The organism is Sphingobium xanthum (assembly GCF_019737615.1).
GTDB classification, from domain to species: domain Bacteria; phylum Pseudomonadota; class Alphaproteobacteria; order Sphingomonadales; family Sphingomonadaceae; genus Sphingobium; species Sphingobium xanthum.
On sequence record NZ_JAHKKS010000005.1, the window covers coordinates 117,848 to 139,937 of the forward strand.

Genomic DNA, 22,090 nt, shown 5'->3' on the forward strand with positions numbered 1-22,090 from the left:
GACCGACCTGCATGCCCATCGGGCAATCGGTCGTCCCAAGCCTCTAGTTGGAGAGCCAGGGCAGCGGCGTCAAGCCCTTGGAGATCAGCCACTCGCGATTGTACAGGGTCGAGAGGTAGCGCAGACCCGTGTCGCACAGGATGGTGACGACGCGGCTGCCCGGCCCCAACTGGCGGCCAAGCTCGACCGCGCCGGCAACGTTGATGCCGGTCGACAGGCCGACGCACAACCCCTCGCCCATCAGCTTCTCGACCCAGAGCAGGCCGTCCGCGTCCGAAATACGGAACTGCGTGTCGATCGGCGCGCCATCCAGATTGGCTGTGATGCGGCCCTGGCCGATGCCTTCGGCGACCGACGAGCCTTCCGACTTGAGCTCGCCATGCGCATACCAGTTGTAGAGCGCGGCGCCATGCGGGTCGCTGAGCGCGATGGTGATCTTCTCGTTCTTCTCCTTGAGGCCGAGCCCCACGCCGGCGATCGTGCCGCCGGTGCCCGCCGCGCAGGTGAAGCCGTCGATCCTGCCATCCATCTGCGCCCAGATCTCCTCGGACGTGCCGAGGATATGCGCCTTGCGATTGGCGATATTGTCGAACTGGTTGGCCCAGATGGCGTTCTCGGTTTCCTCGGCGATGCGGCGCGAGGTGTGAACGAAATGGCCGGGATTCGAATAGGGCGCGGCGGGGACGAGGACCAGCTCGGCGCCGAGCGCGCGCAGCGTGTCCATCTTCTCGCGGCTCTGCGTCTCGGGCATGACGATGATCGTCCTGTAACCCTTGGCATTGCCGACCAGCGCGAGGCCGATGCCGGTATTGCCCGCCGTCCCCTCGACGATCGTGCCGCCGGGCTGAAGCTGGCCCTTCTCCTCGGCATCCTCGACAATGGAGAGCGCAGCGCGATCCTTGACCGAGGCGCCGGGGTTCATGAACTCGCATTTGCCGTAGATTTCGGCGCCGCTGGCCTCGGACGGACCCGCGAGGCGCACGAGAGGCGTGTTGCCGATCAGGGAAAGTGTGTTCTGGTGAACGGTCATCGCCGCTTGACCTAGGATGCCTGCGGACGGACGGCAAGCAAGAGATAGACCGGGCCGGTGAAGGCTGGGTTTTGGCCGGGGGTGGTTGCGGGCGGCCGGGTGGCGAGGCGCCCTGATCGGACGGCTCGATCAGAAGCGGGTAAAATGATGCCCGAAGGTTCGGAAAGTTCGGGAGTGCCCGCATAAAATAACGGCCTTTCGATCGAGAAATACGATCAGTCCGGCGATGAGAAAGAGCGTGCTGACGCTGCCATTGGATGAAGGATGTAGGAAAGGGTTTTGTGGGCGTTGCGGCCGATCGCAAACGAATTTCTCCCAAGGCTGCGTGGTGAGGAATTGCGTGGCGGAGAAGGTTCAGGAAAATTTACCCTGTCCATGCTATGCGCGCGACATGCCTCCGCTGCCAGTGACAGGAGCCGACCGTTTCTATCCGCCGGTTCTCGTGACCCGGCGGCGCCTGTCCGTGTGGCGGTGGATCTTGCCGTTCCTCATCATGGCCATCGCACTGCGGCTCGCCCCGATGGCGGTCGGTGCCATCTCCGGCATGCGGCAGGCGCGAGAGCAAGCGCTGATCGAGCAGATCGCGCCGACGCAGCGGACGAGCATTGCCAACCTCATCGAAACGCCGGGCCAGACCTTCACCGGCTCTGCCTATTTCTTCGCGGAGGGCGCCTTCGACCCGGCGCCTGGCATCGACGCGGGCGCGGCCAACGGCCTTGGCACGCAATGGCGCGGCAACCGGCATATCCTCGCCATCGACATCGGCCCAACGGCGGCCGCCTATCGCTTCACGGGGCGCAGCGCGACGGACCGGATGCGCGCGCTCTCCTGCCTGACCAACGCCATCTATTACGAAGCGGCCAACGAGCCGGAGGAAGGCCAACGCGCGGTCGCGCAAGTGGTGCTCAATCGTCTGCGCCATCCCGACTGGCCGAACACGGTCTGCGGCGTCGTCTATCAGGGCACCGAGCGCGACGACCTGCGCTGCCAGTTCACATTCAGCTGCGACGGCTCCATGGCGCGCATCCCGAGCGGCGAGAAATGGCTGCGCGCCCGCCGCGTCGCCGAGCGAGCGCTGAACGGCGAGGTCTTCGCGCCCGCAGGCCTCGCGACCTATTATCACACGCTGACGGTCTTTCCGGGTTGGGCGAACCAGATGCATGCCTCCGCGATCATCGGCGCGCACATCTTCTATCGCACACCCGGCGCGGCGGGCCTGCCCACACGCTTCCGCGACAGCTATGCCGGCATCGAGACGATCAACTGGCCGAGCGCCAATGCCTATCTCGACCCGCGCGACGCGCCGACGCTGCCGCTGATTCCGGCTCTGCCCAGCGGAGGTGCCGGCGCCTCGCCGGGCCTGCCCTCGGCGCCCGTGCCGGTGGCGGCGCGCGCCCTTCCCCCTAATATACCAACACCCCAGCCGAGCAGCACGGTACGCGGCCTGCCGCAATCGGGCGACATCAAGCCGCAATGGCGCAATGCCGGGCGGCCCCTGAAGGACATCAAGGCGAGCCGGGATTAAGCCGGGTTGCGGCGGCATGTCTTGGAGTGAGTGAATTTCCGGAAGCGGCTGTCGGGACGCGACGCCATTTCAGTCTTAGCCCCTCCTCTTCAGAGGAGGGGTTGGGGTGGTGTAGCAACGGTGCGAATGATCGCTTCGCGAGCGATGCTGGCGCATCGCCACCACCCAGCATCAGGTCGGTCATGCCCCCGGCATGACCTAAACAGCACGGGGTGCTGTTTACCTGATGCTCCCCTCCTCTGAAGAGGAGGGGCGATGACAGGAAGCCACCTCGAAGCAGACATCACGTCGGGATCATCAGACGGTCGTTCCCTACCTTCGCGCGCTTCGCGGCGAGCCCGATGAAGCCAGCCGTCACTTACAGCGTCCCAGCGGTAAGCTGCGCCATCACCTCCAGGAAGGTCTTGAGCGGGACAGGCTTGGCATAGAAGCAGTTCGCGCCCGCCGCGAGACAGGTCTCCGCCATGTCCGGCGAGACCACGGCCGACAGAGCGAAGATCGGCAGAAGGCGCGTGCCGCTGTCCCGGCGCAGCGCCTCGATCAGGTCGCGCCCGTCGATATGCGGCAGCCGGATATCGATGACCGCCGCCAGCGGCGAGGTCCGGCCGATCACATCGGGCACCAGTCGGGGATCTCCGATGTCGATCGCCTCATAATGTTGTGAGCGCAGGACGTCGCAATAGAGCTTGCGCTGCAAAGCATCGTCCTCGACAACAATGATGGGCCGACCCGCCGACACTAGTGCCGACCAGCCCAAATGTTCTGCAGCATTTCGAACTTCCCACCGCGCGCACGTTTCCCGGCGATGCGCTTGAGATATGAATGCCCCATTTTGAGACACTTGTCACGATATTTGCGATGCGCCGTCGAAACAATGCGTCCAGCGTAAAGAAGCTGTCTTGCCAACGTGCAGTTGTGGACACGTGACGGCCGCGATTTTGTGGCCGTGACTTTCTCTACTCGGCCTTCACGATCGCCTGTTCATCACTTTCCTTGGCGGCGCGGCGATCCGTAAACCAGATCGCGATCAGGGCCAGCTCGTAAAGCAGGCACAGCGGGATCGCGAGCATCAGCTGGGAAATGACGTCCGGCGGCGTCAGCACGGCCGCGACGACGACGGCGCCGACGATGACATAGCGCCGCGCGCCGATCAGTTGCGCGCGCGAGACGATGCCCGCGCGATTGAGCAGCATCACCAGCACCGGCAGCAGGAAGCTGATGCCGAAGGCGAGGATGAACTGCATGACGAGGCTCAGGTAACTGTCCATGCTGGGCAGCGCCTCGACGCTGAGGCCGCCCGCATCCCCCTGGAATTTCAGGAAGAAATGGAAGGCCGTCGGCATCACCAGATAATAAGCGAAGGCCGCGCCGCCGACGAACAATATGGGCGTCGCCAGCAGGAACGGCAGCAGCGCGCGCTTCTCCTTGGCGTAGAGGCCGGGCGCGATGAACAGCCAGAGCTGGTTCGCGGTGATGGGGAAGGAGATGAAGAAGGCGCCGAACAGGGCGACCTTCAGCTCCACGAAGAAGGCTTCATACAGCTTGGTATAAACGAGCCGGCCCGTGTCCGCGCCGAAGCCGTCCTTGAGCGGCTGGACGAGGAAAGCGAGGAGCTGGTCCGCGAAATAATAGCAGATGACCCCGGAGATGAACAACGCCGCGACGCTGATGAGCAGGCGGCGGCGCAACTCGATGAGGTGCTCGATCAGCGGCGCCTTGGACTCGTCGATATCCCTCATGCCGCGGACGTCCCCTTGGGAGTCTCGAGCGGCAGGCCCGGCTGGTCGGGATCCGACTGGGGGCCGGGATCGGTCTGGTAAGGCGGCACGTCGGGCGCTGCGGCATCGGCGCTCTCGGCTGTCTCGGACGCAGGCAGTTGCGGCGCCGTCTCGTCGACGACCGGTTCAGCCGCCGCATCGAATTCCGGAATGCGTGTCGAGGCCATGATTCGCTCGTTTTCCTTGGCCCACTGCTTCTGCAGCTCTTCCAGCTCGGCCTCGCGAATCATCGCATCGACACCAGTGCGGAAATGGCGGGCCATGCCCTTGGCCTTCCCGATGACCTGGCCGAGCTTGTAGAGCGCGCGCGGCAAGTCCTTCGGGCCGATCACCACGATGGCGACGACGATGATGAGCAGCAGCTCGGACGAGCCTATGTCGAACATGGCGGGCCTTCCGTCGCCTCAGCGCGGGCGCGGATCAGCTGTCGAGCTTCTGCTCGTCGCGGGCGGCCGTCTGATCGCCGGTCGGGCTGGTGCGCTGCTCGATACGCTGGGCGGGCTTGGCCGAAGAGGCCGCTTCGTCCTCATCGTCCGCCATGCCCTTCTTGAAGCTCTTGATGCCCTTGGCGACGTCACCCATCAGACCGGAAATGCGGCCGCCACCGAATAGCAGCACGATGACCAGGACGACGACGATCCAGTGAAGGGCGGAAAAGGAACCCATTCTAAAATCTCCTGTGCGAGCCGTCTAACTAGGCTCTTGGGCCAGCTTCTGCAATGCCCGTGACGGCCCGGATCATTGCCCCGGACGGGACCGAACACCGCCCCATGTGCCCCGATTGTGACAGGAGCGCGACCGTCACGGCCCGAATCCCGAAATTCGCCAGCAGCGGTCAGGCTTCGTTGTCCTCGTCTTCGTCCTGCTCCTCGTCATTTTCGAGCAGCGACTGCGACTCCATATTTTCCATCGCCAGATCGATCGGATCGAGCAGGCCGGCGGCGCGAAGATCCTCGATGCCGGGCAGATCGCGGCGACTGGCGAGGCCGAAATGGCTGAGGAAGTCGGGCGTGGTCGCATAGATGAGCGGGCGCCCCGGCACCTCGCGGCGGCCGGCGGGGCGAATCCAGCCCGCTTCCATGAGCACGTCGAGCGTCCCCTTGGCGACCTGCACGCCGCGAATCGCCTCGATCTCGGCGCGGCTCACCGGTTCGTGATAGGCGATGATCGCCAGGGTCTCGACGGCGGCGCGGCTGAGCTTGCGCGGCTCCTCGCGCTCGCGGCGCAGGATGTAGGACAGGTCGGTCGCGGTCTGGAAATGCCAGCGGCCGCCACGCTCGACCAGCTCGATGCCGCGCCCGGCATAATGATCGGCAAGCGCCGTCAGATGCGGCAGGATGCTCTCTTCCAGCGCGGCATGGCGAGCGATTTCCTGCGGGGTCAGCGGCCCTTCCGCCGCGAAGAGGACGGCCTCGACCAGACGGGCGGCCACGGTCAGGCTCATGCGGGCGCCCCGAGCGAAGCGGGCTTGAGATAGAGCGGCGCGAAGATCGCTTCCTGACGCAGCTCAACCCGGCCCTGCTTGGCGAGCTCCAACGCGGCGACGAAGCTGCTGGCGAGTGCCGAGCGGCGCAGCACCGGATCAGCCGTTTCGGGCAGGAAGCGGCTGAGGTCCGTCCAGTCGATCTCCATGCCGAGCAGGCGGGAGACGCGCTCGATCGCCTCGTCGAGGGTCATGACCGGGCGGCGGGCGACGACGTGGATGCGTGGCGCGGTGCGTGCTTTCACCTGGCCATAGGCCTGGATCAGCTCGAACAGGCTGGCTTGCCAGACGATCGACTTCGGCCGGTGCAGCCCTTCCGGCGCGGGGCGGACGAAGACGTCGCGGCCGATTCGATCGCGGCCCATCAGGCGCGCGCCGGCCTCGCGCATCGCTTCCAGCCGCTGGAGACGCAGATGCAGACGCAGCGCCAGTTCCTCGGGCGAGGGATCGGGCTGGGCTTCCTTGGGCAACAGGAGCCCCGACTTGAGATAGGCGAGCCAGGCGGCCATGACGAGATAGTCGGCGGCCAGCTCCAGCCTGAGCTCGACCGCTTCCTCGATAAAGCGCAGATATTGCTCGACCAGCGCGAGGATCGAGATTTCGCGCAGGTCCACCTTCTGCGTGCGGGCAAGCGCGAGCAGCAGGTCGAGCGGCCCTTCCCAGCCCTCGGTCGAGACGGTGAGGACCGCTTCGCCGGGGACGCGACGGACCGGCTCGGCCCAGTCAGAGTCGCCGAGCAGGGCATCGACATCGAGGTCGAGCTTTTCCTGGATCGGCGTCTCGCCGGTCATGCGGCGGACTTTGCGAGCAATGCGTCGCGGGTCGCAAGGGCGCGCTCGATCGGCCAGTCCGCGGCCGGGCCGGCCTTGATGCTCGTCATGGCGCGATCAAGACGCTCGCGGGAGCGGTCGCTCATCTCAGGCAGGCGCGCGACGATGGCCGTCATCTCATCCATGCGGCCCCAGCAATTGAGCGCGATGTCGCAGCCCGCCTCGACGACGCCGAGGGCGAGGTCGTCGGCCGTGCCATTAAGCGCCTTCATGTCGAGATCGTCGGAGAGCAGCAGACCGTCGAAGCCGATCGCGTCGCGGATGATCTCGCTGATGACGATCGGCGAAAGGCTGGCCGGGCGCTCGGCATCCCAGGCGGTGTAGAGACAATGGCAGGTCATGCCGACCGGTGACTGGTTGAGCGCGCGGAACGGGGCGAGATCCTTTTCGAGATCCCAACCGCTCGCCTCGACGCGGGGCAGTTCCTTGTGGCTGTCGACCAGGGCGCGGCCATGGCCCGGCATATGCTTGATGCAGCCGACGACGCCGCCTTCGCGCAGGCCCTCCAAGGTCGCGCGGCCAAGCGCGGCGACGCGCATGGGATCATGGCCAAAGGAGCGGTCCCCGACCACATCGCTCGCGCCTTCCTGTCGCACGTCGAGCACGGGGGCAGCGTCGGCGGTGATGCCGGCCTCGGCCAGCATGGCGCCGAGCGCACGGGCATTGCAGCGCGCTGCCTCGATCGCGCTGGACGGCGCGACCTCGTAGAGCGCATCGAAGGCACCGGCAGCGGGGTATTCCGGCCAGACCGGCGACTTCATGCGGCGGACGCGCCCGCCCTCCTGATCGATCAGGATGTAGAGGTCCTCGCGCCCGGCGATCTCGCGCAGATCGTCGGTCAGGGCGCGCAGCTGCGCCTTGTCGCCGATGTTGCGATCGAACAGGATATAGCCGGCCGGCTGGCTCGCCGTGAAGAGCGCCCGCTCCTCATCGCTTACCGTGGTGCCAGCCAGACCGAAGATTACTGGCTTCATGCCGGCAGACTCACGCTTCTGACTTAGCGCACCACCATGCAGTTTTCGCCAGCGACGCGCAACTTGCCACAGGTCGAGGTCGCGTCCGCCGCCGAGGCGACATTCACGCGCAGGCGATAGAGCGTCTTGCCACCGGTCTCGACCGGCTCGACCGAATGGGTGAGCGGACCCAGATAGTCGAAGCGACCGGACAGCTTCTTCCAGACGTCCTCGGCCAGCGGCTTGGAGCCGAACGCGCCGAGCTGGATGCGCGCGGCACCGCCGGCAGCGCCCGTCGCGGCCGCATTGGGCTTCTTCGCATCGGCATCGACCGTCTTCACGGCAGCCGTCACCGTCGGCTTGGCGGCGGCGGGCTTGGCGGTCGGCTCGGCCTTGGCGGCAGCCTTTAGATCGGTGCGCGGCGCCTCGGGCACCTTGCTGGCATCGATGCGGCCGGCAGCATCGCCGCCTTCGCTCGCCTCGAAGCTCGCATCGCCCTCCCCGTCGAATTCCTTCGCATCGGAGGCGTTGGCCGGAATCTTGTAGGTCGCGCCGTCGGACGGGATCAGCTTGGCTTCCTCGGCGCCGACGACAGCGTTGCGGTTCTTGAGCCAATAGCCACCGCCGACAATGACGCCGAGCAGCAGGAGACCGAGCGCGACCAGGCCCAGCACCTTGAACGGCGACGCCTTGTCATACTCTTCATCGACGCCAGCTGGCTCCAGCCAGGGCAGCCGATCGGCATCGTCCAGGTTGAGCCCCTCCTCGTTGCGCTCGTCCGACATCTCAGCTCATCTCCTCAAGCGCCCTGACCCCCATCAGAGCGAGCCCGTTTCTGATAACCTGAGCGATTCCAGCGCTCAAGTGTAGTCGAGATGCCGTTAACCCTATGTCGTCGGCCACGATGACACGCCGCTCGGGCTGGTCATTACCGAGATTCCACCAGCCATGGAAGGACGCAGCCAAGTCATAGAGATAAAAGGCAATTCTATGCGGTTCATGGGCGTTGGCGGCAGCCTCCACGACGCGCGGAAAGTTCGCCATCTGCTTGATCAGGTCCAGCTCTTCCGCCCCGAAGCGGGACAGGTCCGGTGAAGGAAGTTCGCCCGGAAACGCCTCTTTCACGCGCCGGCCGAGCGATGCGATGCGGGCATGCGCGTACTGGACATAGAAAACCGGGTTGTCCTTCGAGGCTTCCACCACCTTGGCGAAGTCGAAGTCCATCTGCGCGTCGGCCTTGCGCGTCAGCATCGTGAAGCGCACCACATCCTTGCCGACTTCCTCGACCACATCGGCCAGCGTCACGAAATTGCCGAGCCTTTTGCCCATGCGGACCAGCTCGCCATTGCGCATCAGCCGGACCATCTGGACCAGCTTCACGTCGAACTCGACCTTGCCGCCGGTCAGCGCCTGCACGGCCGCCTTGATGCGCTTGACCGTGCCGCCATGATCGGCGCCCCAGATGTCGACCAGAATGTCGGCGCTCTCCGCCTTCTGGGCGTGATAAGCGAGATCGGTGCCGAAATAGGTGAGGCCGCCGTCCGATTTGCGCACCGGGCGATCGCTGTCGTCGCCGAACCGCGTCGCGCGGAACAGGGTCATTTCGGTCGGCTCCCAATCGTCGGGAAGCTCGCCCTTGGGCGGCTCGAGCACGCCCTTGTAGATGAGGCCCTCGCCCTCCAACCGCTTGAGCGCGACATCGACCTTCCCGGCGCTCTGCACCGCCGCCTCGGACGCGAACACGTCATGATGGATGCCGAGCAATGCGAGATCGTCGCGGATCATGTCCATCATCGCGGCGACGGCACGCTCGCGGAACAGATCGAGCCATTCGCTCTCCGGCGCGCTCGCATAGGTATCGCCAAACTCGGCGGCGAGCTGCTGACCGATCGGGATCAGATATTCACCGGGATAATAGCCCTCGGGGATCGCACCGATATCCTCGCCGAGCGCCTCGCGATAGCGCAGGTGCACGGACCTGCCGAGCGTCTGCACCTGCGCGCCGGCATCGTTGATGTAATATTCGCGCGTCACCTTGAAACCCGCGAAGCCGAGCAGGCTGGCGAGCGCGTCGCCCACCACCGCGCCGCGGCAATGGCCCATATGCATGGGGCCGGTCGGATTTGCCGAGACATATTCGACGTTCACGGTGCGCCCGGCGCCCATCGTCGAGCGGCCGTAGTCTGCACCGGCGGCGTGGACGGCGGTCAGTTCGCCTTCCCAGGCCGTGCGATCGAGCCGCATGTTGATGAAGCCGGGGCCGGCGATATCGACCGTCTCGACCTCGGCCAGATTGCGCAGGCGCGCCGCGATGAGCTCGGCCAGTGCGCGCGGATTGGTGCCGGCGGGCTTGGCCAGCACCATGGCGGCATTGGTCGCCATGTCGCCATGACTGGCGTCGCGCGGCGGCTCGACCGTGACAGACGAGCGGTTGAGGCCGGCCGGCAGCTCGCCGGCGGCCGTCATGTCATCGAGCAGGCCGTCCAGGGCGGCCGCGATACGGGCGAAAATACTCATGTCTCAAGCCATCCTGTCAGCGGCGGCCGCCTTACCGATAATGAGGCTGCGGTCGCAAGGCCGCCGTATCGGGCATCTCATCAATTGACCCAAGGCGGCCTGCAAATGGCCCCTTTCTGCGCTTCCGGCGCTCACGTACTTTTAATACGCTGCGCGCCGGGTCTCGAAAAAGGCCATTTTCGGCTCGCCCTGAGCCAATTGATGAGACGCCCTGAAAATCTCAGCGGGTGATGTTGTAGCGAAGCTGATCGCTGGTCAGATTGAACCCGACGAGCAGCTCGAAGCTGGTTCGCTGGATCGCAGCGCGGACCTCGGGCTGGGCCAGCGGATCGAGCGCGGCATCGGCGTCGCCAGACTTGCGCGGGCGCGTGATGCGGCGCTGGATATCGTCCGGCAAGGTCGCCTGCGCACGATCGATCGACGAGCTGGCCGAGCCGGTCGCATGGGCGCGAAGCGATCCGTCGGCGAAGCTCAGCCGTACCGAGGCGATGCGCTTGGCGACGACATTGGTGCCGCCCCGCACGACGGTGGTGAACACGGGCAGGATCACTTCACGGGCGCCGGTGCCGTCGCGGCGCAGCGCATTGACCGTGTAGGTCACCTGCGTCTGGATCTGATCGCCCTGCGTCACGCAGGTCGAGCGCACGTCCGTAAGATTCGCAACCACGTCCACCGCGGCCGCATCGCGGTTCGCCGGCGGATCGAAAATCGTCATGTCGCCGGTGTGCGCGGGGACGCCCACCACAGGACAAGACGTGCGGAACTGGATGATGCCCTGCCCCGACGCATCGATGTCGCCGCGCTTGGCGCAGCCCGCCACCAGAGCCAGAACGATGCCGAGGGCGGCAAATCTCGATGCAGCGGCAATCCGCACGATGGCTCCAAATCCTTCCATGACGGGCACCAATGGACCGCCCGCTCGCAAACAAGTCCGCGCTTCCTAGTCATGATCCCCCGGGCGCGCAACCGAAAGGAAGCGCCTTTCCCTGCGCCGCGCATCGCCCTAAAGAGCGTGACATGGCCAGCAGATTAACGCCCGCGCACAGCGGCCTTCCCCCGCTCAAAGTCCTCATCGCAGCGCCGCGCGGCTTCTGCGCCGGTGTCGATCGGGCGATCATGATCGTCGAGCGCGCGCTCGAGAAGTTCGGCGCGCCGGTCTATGTGCGCCACGAGATCGTGCATAACCGCTTCGTGGTCGATGGCTTGCGGGCCAAGGGCGCGGTTTTTGTGGAAGAACTCGACGAAGTGCCGGACGGGCGGCCGGTCGTCTTTTCCGCGCATGGCGTGCCCAAGGTCGTGCCGGCCAATGCGCAGGCGCGCGGCCTCGACTATCTCGACGCCACCTGCCCGCTCGTCTCCAAGGTCCATCGCCAGGCCGAGCGCCAGGTGCAGGCCGGGCGGCATATCCTCTTCATCGGCCATGCCAATCATCCCGAAGTGATCGGCACCTTCGGTCAGGTGACCGAGGGCAGCATGACGCTGATCGAAACGGAGGCGGACGCCGAGACGTTCACGCCAGCGCCGGGCCAACAGCTCTCCTTCCTCACGCAGACCACGCTCTCGGTGGACGACACCGCCGCCATCGTCGATGCGCTGACGCGCCGCTTCCCGGACATCGTCGCGCCCAAGGGCGAGGACATCTGCTATGCGACCTCCAACCGGCAGGCAGCGGCCAAGGCGATCGCCGCCCGTGCCGAGGCCGTGCTGGTCATCGGAGCGCCCAACAGCTCCAATTCGCTGCGGCTGGTCGAGGTCGCCGAGCGATTGGGAACCCGCGCGCGGCTGATCCAGACCGCCGACGAGATCGACTTCGACTGGCTGGGCGACATCGCGACGCTCGGCATCACGGCGGGCGCGAGCGCACCGGAAATACTGGTGCGCGGCGTGATCGAGAAACTGGCCGAGCACTTCGCCGTCACGGAGGAGGAAGTGCTCACGACCACGGAGGACATCGCGTTCAAGCTGCCGCGCGGCCTCGAAGCGGCCTGAGCGAGGATGGCAGTCTATACGCAAGTCCCGGCCGAGGAACTGGCACGCTTCCTCGAACTTTATGACGTCGGCACCCTGCTCGCGGCCAAGGGCATCGCCGAGGGGGTCGAGAACAGCAATTATCTGGTCGATACGACCGGGGCGGACGGCAAGGGCGCGCGGTTCATCCTGACGCTCTACGAAAAGCGCGTCGATGTGGCGGACCTGCCCTTCTTCTTCGCGCTGCTCGACCATCTGGGCGAGCGCGGCTGCCTCGTCCCGCGCTTCATCCACGACCGCGAGGGGCAGACGCTGCAGACCCTGTGCGGACGCCCGGCCTGCCTCATCGAGTTTCTCAGCGGCGTCTCGGTAACGCAGCCGACACCGGCGCAGGCGCGATCGACCGGCGTGGCGCTCGGCCAGCTGCATCGCGCGGCCGAGAGCTTCACGGGCGAGCGGCCCAATGCGCTCGGGCCGGAAGGCTGGCACAAGCTGGCCGACGCCTGCGGCAAGGGTCTGGACGAGATCGAGAGCGGGCTGCACGATTATGTGCGGCGTGAGCTGGCGTTCCTCGACGCGCACTGGCCGACGCAACTCGAGCGCTGCGTGATCCACGCCGATCTCTTCCCGGACAATGTGCTGATGCGCGGGGACGAGGTCGGCGGCCTGATCGACTTCTATTTCAGCTGCACCGACATCCGCGCCTACGACCTCGCCGTCACGCATGGCGCCTGGGCCTTCTCGCCCGACGGTGCGGTCTTCGACGAGACGGTCTCGCAGCATCTGGTCTATGGCTATGTCGCTAGCCATGGGCTGACCGGCGAGGAACATGAGGCATTGCCGGTCCTGGCGCGCGGCGCGGCGCTGCGCTTCCTGCTGACGCGCGCCTATGACTGGATCAACACGCCGCCGACCGCGCTCGTGACTCGCAAGGACCCGCTCGCCTATCTGCGCCGGCTGGAAACCTATGCCACCCTGCCCGCGGAGCGGCTGTTCGGCCGGCTGGTATGAGCGAGCCCGTCCACCTCTTCACCGACGGCGCGTGCAAGGGCAATCCCGGCCCCGGCGGCTGGGGCGCTGTGCTGCGCTTCGGCGACAAGGAAAGGGAGCTTTCCGGCGGCGAAACGCATACGACCAACAACCGCATGGAGCTGATGGCGGCGATCGAGGGCCTCAAGGCACTGAAGCGGCCCTGCCATGTCGTGCTCTCGACCGACAGCGTCTATGTGAAGGACGGCATCACCAAATGGGTGCATGGCTGGGTGCGCAATGGCTGGCGCACGGCCGACAAGAAGCCGGTGAAGAATGCCGATCTCTGGCAGGCCCTGCTGGACGCGACGAGGCCGCACCAAATCGACTGGCAATGGGTGAAGGGGCATTCCGGCCATCCCGAGAACGAGCGGGCCGACCGGTTGGCGAGCGACGCAGCGGAAGTAGCGCGCGGCTCCTGACGGTTCGACCTCGCCGCGCTGCTACCCGGTCGTCATGGTCGTCGGCATCTGCCGCCGATCATACCATCCGCCCGGCGAGACTCTCTCGACCAGGCCCGACCGAAGAAACGGGATGGTCACGACGACATGATCGGCGTCGGGGTCGTCTGTAACCCGCAGTGCCAGTCCGGGGTCATTCGCAGTATCCGCGAAAAGCGCGTCGAACTGCGCCCGAAAATCGGGCAACGCCGCGCGAGGCATCCGCTTTGATCGAAACCACGCCATGCTCATCTCCGTGCGTCCCGCGCCACACCGGGCGCAGGCTGTTCCATATTGTCGGCTGAGAGGCCGCCGGCCCTGCTCGCGAGGGCCGGCCGCAGCGGGGAGATCAGGCCGCTTCGCGCGCCTGATCCCTAGGTGCTTCGATCCTCGCAGCAGAGGAACTCCCGGCAATCGCGATCTTGCGAGGCTTCATGGCTTCGGGCACGACGCGCTTCAGCGCGATGCTGAGCAGCCCGTTCGCGAAGGTCGCTTCGCCCGCTTCGACGAAATCCGCCAACTGGAAGCGCCGCTCGAACGAGCGGGTCGCAATGCCGCGATGGATGTGGGTGCCACGCGCCGCCTCTTCGGACGGCTTGCCCGTCACGACAAGCTGGTTCTGCTGCGCCACCACCTCGATCTCCTCGGGCCGGAAGCCCGCAAGCGCGATCGTGATGCGGTAGCTGCCCTCGCCATCCTTCAGAATGTCGAAAGGCGGGTGGCCGTCATCCTCGCGAGCGCCTGCTTCCAGCAGATTGAAGAGACGATCGAAGCCGACCGTCGAACGGCGATAGGGCGTGAAGTCGAAATTCGTTCTCATTTCCAAATCCTCCTTTTGAAGCAATTTGGGCGTGAGAAGCACCGGAGAGAGCCGGTGCTCTCGCTGTCCCACCGGACCCGAAACGGCGCCCGGCGAACGAAAATTTAGGACGACTCAAACTGGCTTCAAGATATCCCTTCAAGAAAATTTGAGTCCCCGCGAAAAATCCCGCGGCGATGCGGCGTCGCTGATTAATGCATTCGTTATCATGGCCTTACCCTCTTGACGTGGGAGCAGCATTCGCCAAAATATCGCGACGGCGACTCTCGCCGAACTGGAAGGAGTGACTGGAAGAAAGGAGGCAAAAATCCATGTCTCTCGACCACTTTCAACGACCCTATGACGTGGTCAAGCATCCAACCCTCGAGCCCGAGGTGAAGCGCGCCATTCTGGCGTCCTGGGCATCGGACAGAGCGGCGGTGAAAGACCGGCCGGAACTGCGCCGTCCACCGGGCCTCAAGCGCCCCGTTCCCGTCCGGGATGTTCTGGCAGCACTCAGGAAGCTCGATCGGACGCAGGGAGCAGGCTCATGAGCAATCGCTTCCTCTCCTATCTCCAGCGCGAACATGATCGGCTGGAAGCGGCCATCGCGGACCAGCGCGCGGCGCGGTTTCCCGATAGCGTCGCCATCGCACGGCTGAAGAAGCAGAAGCTCGCCGTGAAGGATCAGATCGCGCAATGGCAGCGCGACTGCATGATCGCGGCATAGAGGCCTTGACACGCATGCGACGCCCGGTCTTCGATCGGGCGTCGCTGCGATCGCCCTCCCGATTGACTCCGTGTTCCGGGAGACGCAGCCTCTCGCAAGGGAGGACGATTTATGCACATCAGAAACGGGCTCTATGCCTTGGCGATGACGCTGGCTGGCGGTGCGGCGAACGCGCAGACGGACGCGCCGAAGCTGCCGGACTGGATGGCGGGCTGCTGGATCACCGAGCAGAGCAATACAGGCCGACGCAGCGAGGAATGCTGGACGGTGGCGCGCGGCACGATGATGCTCGGCAGCGGCCACACGTTCGATGCCCAGAGAAGCATCGACTTCGAGCATATGCGCATCGTGCGCGAGGGCGAGGCGATCGCCTTCCTGGGCCAGCCCAAGGGTGCGCCACCGACGCGCTTCGTCATGGACAGGCATGTCGCGCCGGCGGGCGGCGCGGCGGAGGTCAGCTTCGTCAACGCCGCGCACGACTACCCGCAGCGCGTTACCTACCGGCTGGTGGAGGGCAATCTGGAAGCCGAGATCGCCCTCAAGGACGGCGCGCGACCGATGAAGTGGAAGTTCAAGCGGGCTTGAGAGCCCGCCTGACCATCACCCTGAACGAGCTCAGTTCCCCTTGCCCACCGCTTCGCCTGGAACCGGGAAGCCACGGCGACGCAGCAGCGCGTTCACGTCCGGATCGCGACCGCGGAAGGCGCGATAGGCCTCGGCGCGGTCGGTCTCGTTGCCCGTCGAGAGCAAGGTCGTGTTGAAGCGCGTCGCCGTGCCGGAATCCCAGACATTGCCGCTTTCCTCGAACGCCGCCCAGGTGTCCGCGTCCATCGTCTCCGACCAGAGATAGCTGTAATAGCCCGCCGAATAGCTGTCCGACGAGAAGAGGTGATTGAAGTGCGGCAGGCGGTGCCGCATGATCATTTCCCTGGGCATTCCGATCTCGGCCAGGGTCGCCTTCTCGAACGCATCAACGTCGGTCACTGGCTCGGCGCGATGGTGCATCTTCATGTCGACAATGGCGGAGGAGAGATATTCCACCGTCGAGAAGCCTTCGTTGAAGGTCTTGCTCGCCTCGATCTTGTCGACCAGCGCCTGCGGGATCGGCGCGCCGGTCTGATAGTGGCGAGCATAGGTCTGCAGCACATAGGGCGTCAGCAGCCAGTTCTCGTTCACCTGGCTCGGATATTCGACGAAGTCGCGCGGCGTGGTGCCGAGGTTCGGCCAGGTGATGTTGTAGCTCAGATAATGCAGCGCGTGGCCGAACTCGTGGAACAAGGTCGAGGCATCATCGACGCTGATGAGCGTGGGCGCGCCGGCCGTGCCCTTGGCGAAGTTGTTGTTGTTCGACGCGAGCACATACTCGCTCTTGTTGAGATGATCCTGCCCCTTGTAGGTCGTCATCCACGCGCCCGAGCGCTTGCCGGTGCGGGCCCAGGTGTCGAGATAGAAAAGGCCGACCACCTTGCCGCTGCGCGTCACCTCGAAGGTGCGGACATCGGCCTGGAAAACCGGCACCTTGCCGGTGTTCTCGGTGAACTTGAAGCCATAGAGTCGGCCTGCCGCGTCGAACATGGCGGCGACCATCTTGTCGAGCTGGAAATAGGGTTTGATCTCGTTCTGATCGAGATCGTACTTCGCCTTGCGGACCTTCTCGGCATAGAAGCGATAGTCCCAGGGCTCGATGGTGATCTTCGGCCCCTTGCCGGCAGTGGCTTCCGCGTCGGCAATCGCCTGCATGTCGGCGACTTCCTGATGAACGCGCGCGACCGCCGCCGGCCACACCTTCATCATGAGTTCCATCGCCTTTTCCGGCGTCTTGGCCATGGTGTCGCGCATCCGGTAGTGCGCGTGCGTCGGATAGCCGAGCAGCTTTGCCCGCTCGGCGCGCAGCGCCACGATCTTCGCGATGATGGCATTGGTATCGTTCGCGTCTCCATTGTCGCCGCGCTTGGCGAACGCCTCGAACACCTTGCGGCGCAGGTCGCGGTTGGTCGAGGTTTCGAGGAACGGCTGCACGAACGACCGGGTGTTCACGAGCACCCAGCCCTGCACCTTGCGCTCGTCCGCCGCCGACTTCATCGTCGCGATGAAATCGCCCTGCAGCCCGGCCAGGTCGGCCTCGCTGGTGAAGGTCAGATATTTCTCCTCGTCGGCCAGCACCTTGTTGGAGAATTCGTTGAACTGCTTGGAAAGCTCCGTCTCGATGCGGATCAGCTCCTGCTTCTGGGCCGGATCGAGCTGCGCGCCATTGGCGACGAGATCGTCATAGGTGCGGGTCAAGAGGCGCATCTGCTTCGCATCGAGCTTCAGGCTGTCGCGCTTGTCGTAAAGCGCCTTCACGCGGGCGAAATAGCGCGGGTCGAGCGTCAGTTCATTGTAGAAGGCGCTGATCTTGGGCGACCATTCGCGCTGGAGCTTGCGCACCTCGTCGTTCGACAGGTTGGACGTGTAGACGCCCCAGATCGGCATGATGCGATTGTCGATCGTGTCGGCCTGCAGCGGCTTCATCGTGTTGTCGAAGGTCGGGGCGGCCGGATTGGCGATCACCTTTTCGAACTCAACCTTCACCGACGCCATCATCGTCTCGAATGCGGCCGGGAAATCGGAGGTCTTGACCTTGTCCCAGGCAGGCACCCCGCCATAGGGGCCGGTCCAGTCCGCGGTGATGCTGTTGGCGGTCGTCTGGGCCATGGCGGGCATGCTGAGCACGGCGGCCATGGCAGTCAATGGAGCAAGAAGGTGCTTTGCAGGCATCGCAGGAACATCCCCAGAAAAAGGTTGCGCCGTGTATGGCAACGGCGTGTTGGCGCGGACTGTTATCGCCTGCCCAAGTCGTTGCAAGGGGTGGACATTATCTGAGTCCGATCGCGGCACCACCGCCATTTTGATGCCACGGTGCGGCGCTGTGCGAAATAAACGACTGTCGACGGCGGCCGCGGCAGCGACGCGGCAGTGGCAAGCCCACGCTCAGCCACTGCCAACGCCCCCACGACTGACGGCAACGGATCACCCCGGGTCGCGGCAAGGTGATCGAAGGCCGCCACAATATCGGTCGGCAGAGTGGGCCGACGGTTCGCCGCGCAACATCTTTTGGGAGCAGTCGCGCGGCGAGAGGCCTCCGTGCCAGAGTCGCGCGAGGCCCGCATCTACCTACTGGTAGAGGGCGGACAATCCTCTAGAATTGCCGGCTGCGGCCCATCAGCGCGATGAATTCCGCTTCCCGCCGGACGCCGAGTTTACCGAAGATCGTCTTGATCTGCTGCCGCACGGTCCCGATGCGGGCGCCGCGACGCTCGGCGATCAGATCGCGCGGCGTGCCATCGGCCAATGCCCGGGCAATCTCGATCTCGGCAGGCGTGAGCCCGGCATGGCGCAGCCAGGCATGACTGTTGGCGCCGCCATGCGTCGCGCTGCGCAGGATCACGATCGCGCGCGGGCGGAAAGCCATGTTCGCCTCGGACGGGGTGAAGGCGTGAACGGTGGCGAACAAGGGCATGGCGGAGGGTTGCCGCAACACGACCGTCGCTTCGCCCTGCGCACCGCTCAGCACGGCGCCGATTGCCCGTTCGAGCATCGACTGATCCTGCTGGTGATCGCAGAAAAGATGACGGTTCCTGAGATGCAGCGTGGAGACCTCGCTCAGCAGCCGGTCGGCCGCCACGGTCTGCGCCAGCGACCGGCCGCCGGCATCGAGGAACAGCACGGCCTTGTCGATCGCATCGAACGAGCCGAGCAGCAGATCCCGGCCGCGCCCTTCGAGTGCCCATTGCAGCGCCACCGCATCGCGCACGACCGGCGCGATGCGCGCGAAGGCATCGCGGTCCTCGGCCGTGGTCTTGCCGTCGCCATTGGTGCGCAACACGGCAAAGCCAACGAAACCCGCCTGCCCCTGCGCCACAATCGTCTGGCAGCCGAAAGGGATTTCGAGATCCTGACAGAAATCGAGATAAAGATCGTCCCGCAGGCCGCGCTTCGCCGCGTCATAATGCGCTTCGTGGACGACCTGCTGAGGGTCCGCCCGGATGCCGGCGGCGACACGGAAATTGAGCGTAGGGTCGCCGCCGTCGATCCGCTCGAACTCGGCCAGCCATTCGGCGCTGAAGCCCGTCACCCAGTTGAAATCGACCCTGGGCGTCGTGAGCCCGATCAACTGTCCGCGCGCCGAGTTGGTATAGGAGGCAATGGCGTCCAGGCTGTCGAGCCAGGAGACGGTGCCGAGCGCGGACTGGTGAATCAGCGCGCCAAGTTCTGCAATCTCCAACGCCCACACCCGCTGTAACCCCGAGGTTGCCTACAGAGGTAGCGAAACACTGGTCAACGGCACGGTGTTCCGAATTGCGACGAACCGAGCGTCCCATTTTAGCGAGCGGCCAGTAGTGAACAGAACCGGCGGATTTTCGCGCCGCCGGGCCTGTTTTGGAACAGCTTGCAGGCGAATCAGGCGGCCTTGGCCTCCTGCTCCTCGGCCGGCAGGCGGATCAGATAATCAAATGCTGACAGCGCCGCCGTGGAGCCCTGCCCCATGGCGATGACGATCTGCTTGTAGGGCACGGTCGTGCAATCGCCGGCCGCGAAGATGCCCGGCTGCGACGTATGGCTGCGCGCATCGATCTCGATCTCGCCGCGATCGCTGAGCGCGACGGCGTCGGTCAGGAACTCGGTGTTCGGCACGAGGCCGATCTGCACGAAAATGCCTTCCAGCTCGACAAGGTGCGTCTGGTCGCTGTTGCGGTCCTTGCAGGTCAGGCCGGTCACCTTCTCGCCGTCTCCATGCACTTCGCTCGTGAGAGCGGAGGTGATGATGGTGACGTTGGAGAGGCTACGCAGCTTGTTCTGCAGCACGGCGTCGGCACGCAGCGCGCCGTCATATTCGATCAAAGTGACATGCCTGACGATGCCGGCCAGATCGATTGCCGCCTCGACCCCCGAATTGCCGCCGCCGATGACCGCGACGCGCTTGCCCTTGAACAGCGGACCATCGCAATGCGGGCAATAGGCAACGCCCTTGTTCCGATACTCGTCCTCGCCCGGCACGTTCATGGTGCGCCAGCGCGCGCCAGTCGAGAGGATGACGGTCTTGGCCTTCAGGGTCGCGCCGCTCTCCAGCTGGACCTCGGCATAGCCGCCGATCTCGGCGGCCGGGATCAGCTTGCTCGCCTTCTGCAGGTTCATGATGTCGACGTCATAATCCTTGACGTGCTGCTCCAGCTGCGCGGCGAGCTTCGGCCCTTCGGTGTGCGGCACGGAGATGAAATTCTCGATGCCCATCGTATCCAGCACCTGGCCGCCGAAGCGCTCGGCGACGATGCCGGTGCGGATGCCCTTGCGCGCGGCATAGATGGCCGCCGCGGCGCCGGCCGGGCCGCCACCGACGACGAGTACGTCGAACGCATCCTTGGCGCTGATCTTCTCGGCCGCCTTGGCCACCGCGCCGGTATCCAGCTTGGCGAGGATCTGCTCGATCTCCATACGGCCCGAGGCGAACAGCTCACCATTCAGATAGACGCTCGGCACCGCCATGATCTTGCGGCCGTCGACCTCGTCCTTGAACAGGGCGCCGTCGATCGAGACGTTGCTGATGCGCGGATTGAGCACGCTCATCGTGTTCAGCGCCTGCACGACGTCCGGGCAGTTCTGGCAGGAGAGCGAGAAATAGGTCTCGAAGTGGAAGTCGCCGTCGAGCGCCTTCACCTGTTCGATGATGTCATCGCTCAGCTTTGGCGGATGGCCGCCGACATGGAGCAGGCCGAGCACCAGCGAGGTGAACTCATGGCCGAGCGGAATGCCGGCGAAGCGCACGCCGATATCGGTGCCCGTGCGACGGATGAGGAAACTCGGACGGCGGGCATCGTCCGCATCCGGCGCGAGCGTCACCATGTCCGACAGCTCGGCGATCTGCTCCAGCAGCGCGCGCAGCTCGGAAGCCTTGGCGCTGTCGTCGAGCGACGGCACCAGCTCGATCGGCTGGCGGATATTGCCCATATAGGCCTGAAGCTGAGTCTTGATCGCGGCGTCGAGCATGGCGGTTTTCCTAAGTTAGCCCCTCCCCTTCAGGGGAGGGGTTTGGGGGTGGGGGCGTTGCGCGGCAACGCTCGCGAAGCGATCAGATGCGACGTCGAACCCCACCCCAACCCCTCCCCTGAAGGGGAGGGGCTGCGATGTTTGTGAGCTTAGATCTTGCCGACGAGGTCGAGCGAGGGAGCGAGCGTCTTCTCGCCCTCTTCCCACTTGGCCGGGCAGACTTCGCCGGGGTGGCTCGCCCAATACTGCAGCGCCTTGATCTTGCGGAGCAGCTCGGTCGCGTTGCGGCCGACGCCTTCCGGCGTGATCTCGACCAGCTGGATCGTGCCGTCCGGATCGACGACGAAGGTGCCGCGATCGGCAAGGCCGACGCCGGCGCGCAGGATCTCGAAATTGTTCGAGATGCTGTGGTTCTGGTCGCCCAGCATGTAATAATCGATCTTGCCGATGGCCGGCGAGGTGTCATGCCAGGCCTTATGGCAGAAATGCGTGTCGGTGGAGACCGAGTACACCTCGACGCCCATCTTCTGCAGGGTCGGGTAGATGTCGGCCAGATCCTCAAGCTCCGTCGGGCAGACGAAGGTGAAGTCCGCAGGGTAGAAGAAGAAGACCGCCCACTTGCCCTTCACGTCCGCATCCGTGACATCGACGAACTTGCCCTGCTTGAAGGCGGTGGCGGTGAACGGCTTGAGAGGCGTGTTTACGAGGCTCATGTCTACTCCATTGGTTATGTGACGCACCGCACATATAAACCCGATTGCCGAAGGCAAAATTGATTAAAATCAATCCATAGATCGAATAAATCGATCATGAAGCCGATCTGTGCCCTCAACCGGATGAATTGAAGCGATTGCGTGAAATGCACGTGAAACTGCGAAAAATGCATGCTTCGTTTGCGAATGGTATGTTTTCGGCGATGGCAGCCTACCCGTCATATGTTCACAATAGAACAGACATCTGAACGCCATAAAAGCTCCATCGCAA

23 protein-coding genes are annotated in these 22,090 nt (G+C 64.9%); 7 read left to right on the plus strand and 16 right to left on the minus strand.

All coding sequences use genetic code 11. The features are described from left to right. Nucleotides 1–43: 43 nt before the first annotated feature. Nucleotides 44–1,030, minus strand: coding sequence for a cysteine synthase A (locus tag KM135_RS10415; RefSeq protein ID WP_221713943.1), 987 nt, complete (start codon nucleotides 1,028–1,030; stop codon nucleotides 44–46). A 493-nt stretch (nucleotides 1,031–1,523) separates the two neighbouring features. Between KM135_RS10415 and KM135_RS10420 the strand changes: the two genes are divergently transcribed. Continuing rightward, nucleotides 1,524–2,555 (plus strand): cell wall hydrolase, encoded by a 1,032-nt coding sequence (locus tag KM135_RS10420; RefSeq protein WP_246605928.1) that lies wholly within the window; start codon nucleotides 1,524–1,526, stop codon nucleotides 2,553–2,555. 358 nt (nucleotides 2,556–2,913) lie between these two features. Here KM135_RS10420 and KM135_RS10425 read toward each other — a convergent pair whose 3' ends face one another. The 10 genes from KM135_RS10425 to KM135_RS10470 all read right to left on the minus strand — a co-directional run bounded on the left by KM135_RS10425 (nucleotide 2,914) and on the right by KM135_RS10470 (nucleotide 11,011). Further along, on the minus strand, nucleotides 2,914–3,396 hold the full coding sequence (locus KM135_RS10425) for a response regulator (RefSeq protein ID WP_343228174.1): 483 nt from the start codon (nucleotides 3,394–3,396) through the stop codon (nucleotides 2,914–2,916). 115 nt (nucleotides 3,397–3,511) lie between these two features. Then, entirely contained in the window at nucleotides 3,512–4,294 is a 783-nt protein-coding gene (gene tatC, locus KM135_RS10430; RefSeq protein ID WP_221713945.1) for a twin-arginine translocase subunit TatC, read from the minus strand. Continuing rightward, a complete protein-coding gene (gene tatB / locus KM135_RS10435; protein WP_221713946.1) occupies nucleotides 4,291–4,719 on the minus strand; it encodes a Sec-independent protein translocase protein TatB in 429 nt (142 codons plus the stop codon). The genes tatC and tatB overlap by 4 nt, the downstream gene beginning before the upstream one ends. A gap of 34 nt (nucleotides 4,720–4,753) precedes the next feature. Beyond that, on the minus strand, nucleotides 4,754–4,999 hold the full coding sequence (locus tag KM135_RS10440) for a twin-arginine translocase TatA/TatE family subunit (protein ID WP_221713947.1): 246 nt from the start codon (nucleotides 4,997–4,999) through the stop codon (nucleotides 4,754–4,756). 169 nt (nucleotides 5,000–5,168) lie between these two features. Continuing rightward, the gene (gene scpB / locus KM135_RS10445; RefSeq protein WP_221713948.1) at nucleotides 5,169–5,777 is read right to left on the minus strand and encodes an SMC-Scp complex subunit ScpB; all 609 of its coding nucleotides are present in this window, start codon (nucleotides 5,775–5,777) and stop codon (nucleotides 5,169–5,171) included. After that, nucleotides 5,774–6,607 carry a segregation and condensation protein A gene (locus KM135_RS10450; RefSeq protein WP_221713949.1) on the minus strand — a complete coding sequence of 278 codons (834 nt, stop codon included), beginning with the start codon at nucleotides 6,605–6,607 and terminating at the stop codon, nucleotides 5,774–5,776. The genes scpB and KM135_RS10450 overlap by 4 nt, the downstream gene beginning before the upstream one ends. Then, on the minus strand, nucleotides 6,604–7,620 hold the full coding sequence (gene nagZ, locus KM135_RS10455; protein WP_221713950.1) for a beta-N-acetylhexosaminidase: 1,017 nt from the start codon (nucleotides 7,618–7,620) through the stop codon (nucleotides 6,604–6,606). Before nagZ ends, KM135_RS10450 begins: the two co-directional genes overlap by 4 nt. Nucleotides 7,621–7,643: 23 nt before the next feature. Beyond that, entirely contained in the window at nucleotides 7,644–8,384 is a 741-nt protein-coding gene (locus KM135_RS10460; RefSeq protein ID WP_221713951.1) for an SPOR domain-containing protein, read from the minus strand. A 1-nt stretch (nucleotide 8,385) separates the two neighbouring features. Further along, complete coding sequence (argS, locus tag KM135_RS10465; protein WP_221713952.1) at nucleotides 8,386–10,116, minus strand: arginine--tRNA ligase; 1,731 nt, start codon at nucleotides 10,114–10,116, stop codon at nucleotides 8,386–8,388. Nucleotides 10,117–10,336: 220 nt separating this feature from the next. Further along, nucleotides 10,337–11,011: a hypothetical protein gene (locus tag KM135_RS10470; protein WP_246605930.1), complete on the minus strand. Its 675-nt coding sequence runs from the start codon at nucleotides 11,009–11,011 to the stop codon at nucleotides 10,337–10,339. 122 nt (nucleotides 11,012–11,133) lie between these two features. Here KM135_RS10470 and ispH point away from each other — a divergent pair, with 122 nt between their 5' ends. From ispH to rnhA, 3 genes are read left to right on the plus strand one after another with little or no spacing between them, the layout of a single operon-like run. Then, complete coding sequence (gene ispH, locus KM135_RS10475) at nucleotides 11,134–12,105, plus strand: 4-hydroxy-3-methylbut-2-enyl diphosphate reductase (protein ID WP_221713953.1); 972 nt, start codon at nucleotides 11,134–11,136, stop codon at nucleotides 12,103–12,105. A 6-nt stretch (nucleotides 12,106–12,111) separates the two neighbouring features. Then, on the plus strand, nucleotides 12,112–13,095 hold the full coding sequence (thrB, locus tag KM135_RS10480; protein ID WP_221713954.1) for a homoserine kinase: 984 nt from the start codon (nucleotides 12,112–12,114) through the stop codon (nucleotides 13,093–13,095). Further along, entirely contained in the window at nucleotides 13,092–13,535 is a 444-nt protein-coding gene (gene rnhA / locus KM135_RS10485) for a ribonuclease HI (protein WP_221713955.1), read from the plus strand. The genes thrB and rnhA overlap by 4 nt, the downstream gene beginning before the upstream one ends. A gap of 367 nt (nucleotides 13,536–13,902) precedes the next feature. Here the strand turns inward: rnhA and KM135_RS10490 are convergent, their stop codons facing one another. Beyond that, complete coding sequence (locus KM135_RS10490) at nucleotides 13,903–14,373, minus strand: Hsp20 family protein (RefSeq protein ID WP_221713956.1); 471 nt, start codon at nucleotides 14,371–14,373, stop codon at nucleotides 13,903–13,905. 311 nt (nucleotides 14,374–14,684) lie between these two features. On the opposite strand from KM135_RS10490, the gene KM135_RS10495 reads away from it, so the two are divergent. The 3 genes from KM135_RS10495 to KM135_RS10505 all read left to right on the plus strand — a co-directional run bounded on the left by KM135_RS10495 (nucleotide 14,685) and on the right by KM135_RS10505 (nucleotide 15,667). After that, complete coding sequence (locus KM135_RS10495; protein WP_221713957.1) at nucleotides 14,685–14,906, plus strand: hypothetical protein; 222 nt, start codon at nucleotides 14,685–14,687, stop codon at nucleotides 14,904–14,906. After that, nucleotides 14,903–15,082, plus strand: a complete 180-nt coding sequence (locus KM135_RS10500; protein WP_221713958.1) for a YdcH family protein — start codon at nucleotides 14,903–14,905, stop codon at nucleotides 15,080–15,082. Before KM135_RS10495 ends, KM135_RS10500 begins: the two co-directional genes overlap by 4 nt. Nucleotides 15,083–15,193: 111 nt before the next feature. Next, complete coding sequence (locus KM135_RS10505) at nucleotides 15,194–15,667, plus strand: DUF6265 family protein (RefSeq protein WP_221713959.1); 474 nt, start codon at nucleotides 15,194–15,196, stop codon at nucleotides 15,665–15,667. Between the two features lie 30 nt (nucleotides 15,668–15,697). Here the strand turns inward: KM135_RS10505 and KM135_RS10510 are convergent, their stop codons facing one another. The 4 genes from KM135_RS10510 to ahpC all read right to left on the minus strand — a co-directional run bounded on the left by KM135_RS10510 (nucleotide 15,698) and on the right by ahpC (nucleotide 21,819). After that, the gene (locus KM135_RS10510; RefSeq protein WP_246605932.1) at nucleotides 15,698–17,803 is read right to left on the minus strand and encodes a M3 family metallopeptidase; all 2,106 of its coding nucleotides are present in this window, start codon (nucleotides 17,801–17,803) and stop codon (nucleotides 15,698–15,700) included. A gap of 457 nt (nucleotides 17,804–18,260) precedes the next feature. Beyond that, complete coding sequence (locus tag KM135_RS10515; RefSeq protein WP_221713961.1) at nucleotides 18,261–19,346, minus strand: helix-turn-helix transcriptional regulator; 1,086 nt, start codon at nucleotides 19,344–19,346, stop codon at nucleotides 18,261–18,263. Nucleotides 19,347–19,522: 176 nt separating this feature from the next. Next, nucleotides 19,523–21,106: an alkyl hydroperoxide reductase subunit F gene (gene ahpF / locus KM135_RS10520; protein WP_221713962.1), complete on the minus strand. Its 1,584-nt coding sequence runs from the start codon at nucleotides 21,104–21,106 to the stop codon at nucleotides 19,523–19,525. Nucleotides 21,107–21,255: 149 nt separating this feature from the next. Continuing rightward, the gene (gene ahpC, locus KM135_RS10525; RefSeq protein ID WP_221713963.1) at nucleotides 21,256–21,819 is read right to left on the minus strand and encodes an alkyl hydroperoxide reductase subunit C; all 564 of its coding nucleotides are present in this window, start codon (nucleotides 21,817–21,819) and stop codon (nucleotides 21,256–21,258) included. Between the last annotated feature and the right edge of the window lie 271 nt (nucleotides 21,820–22,090).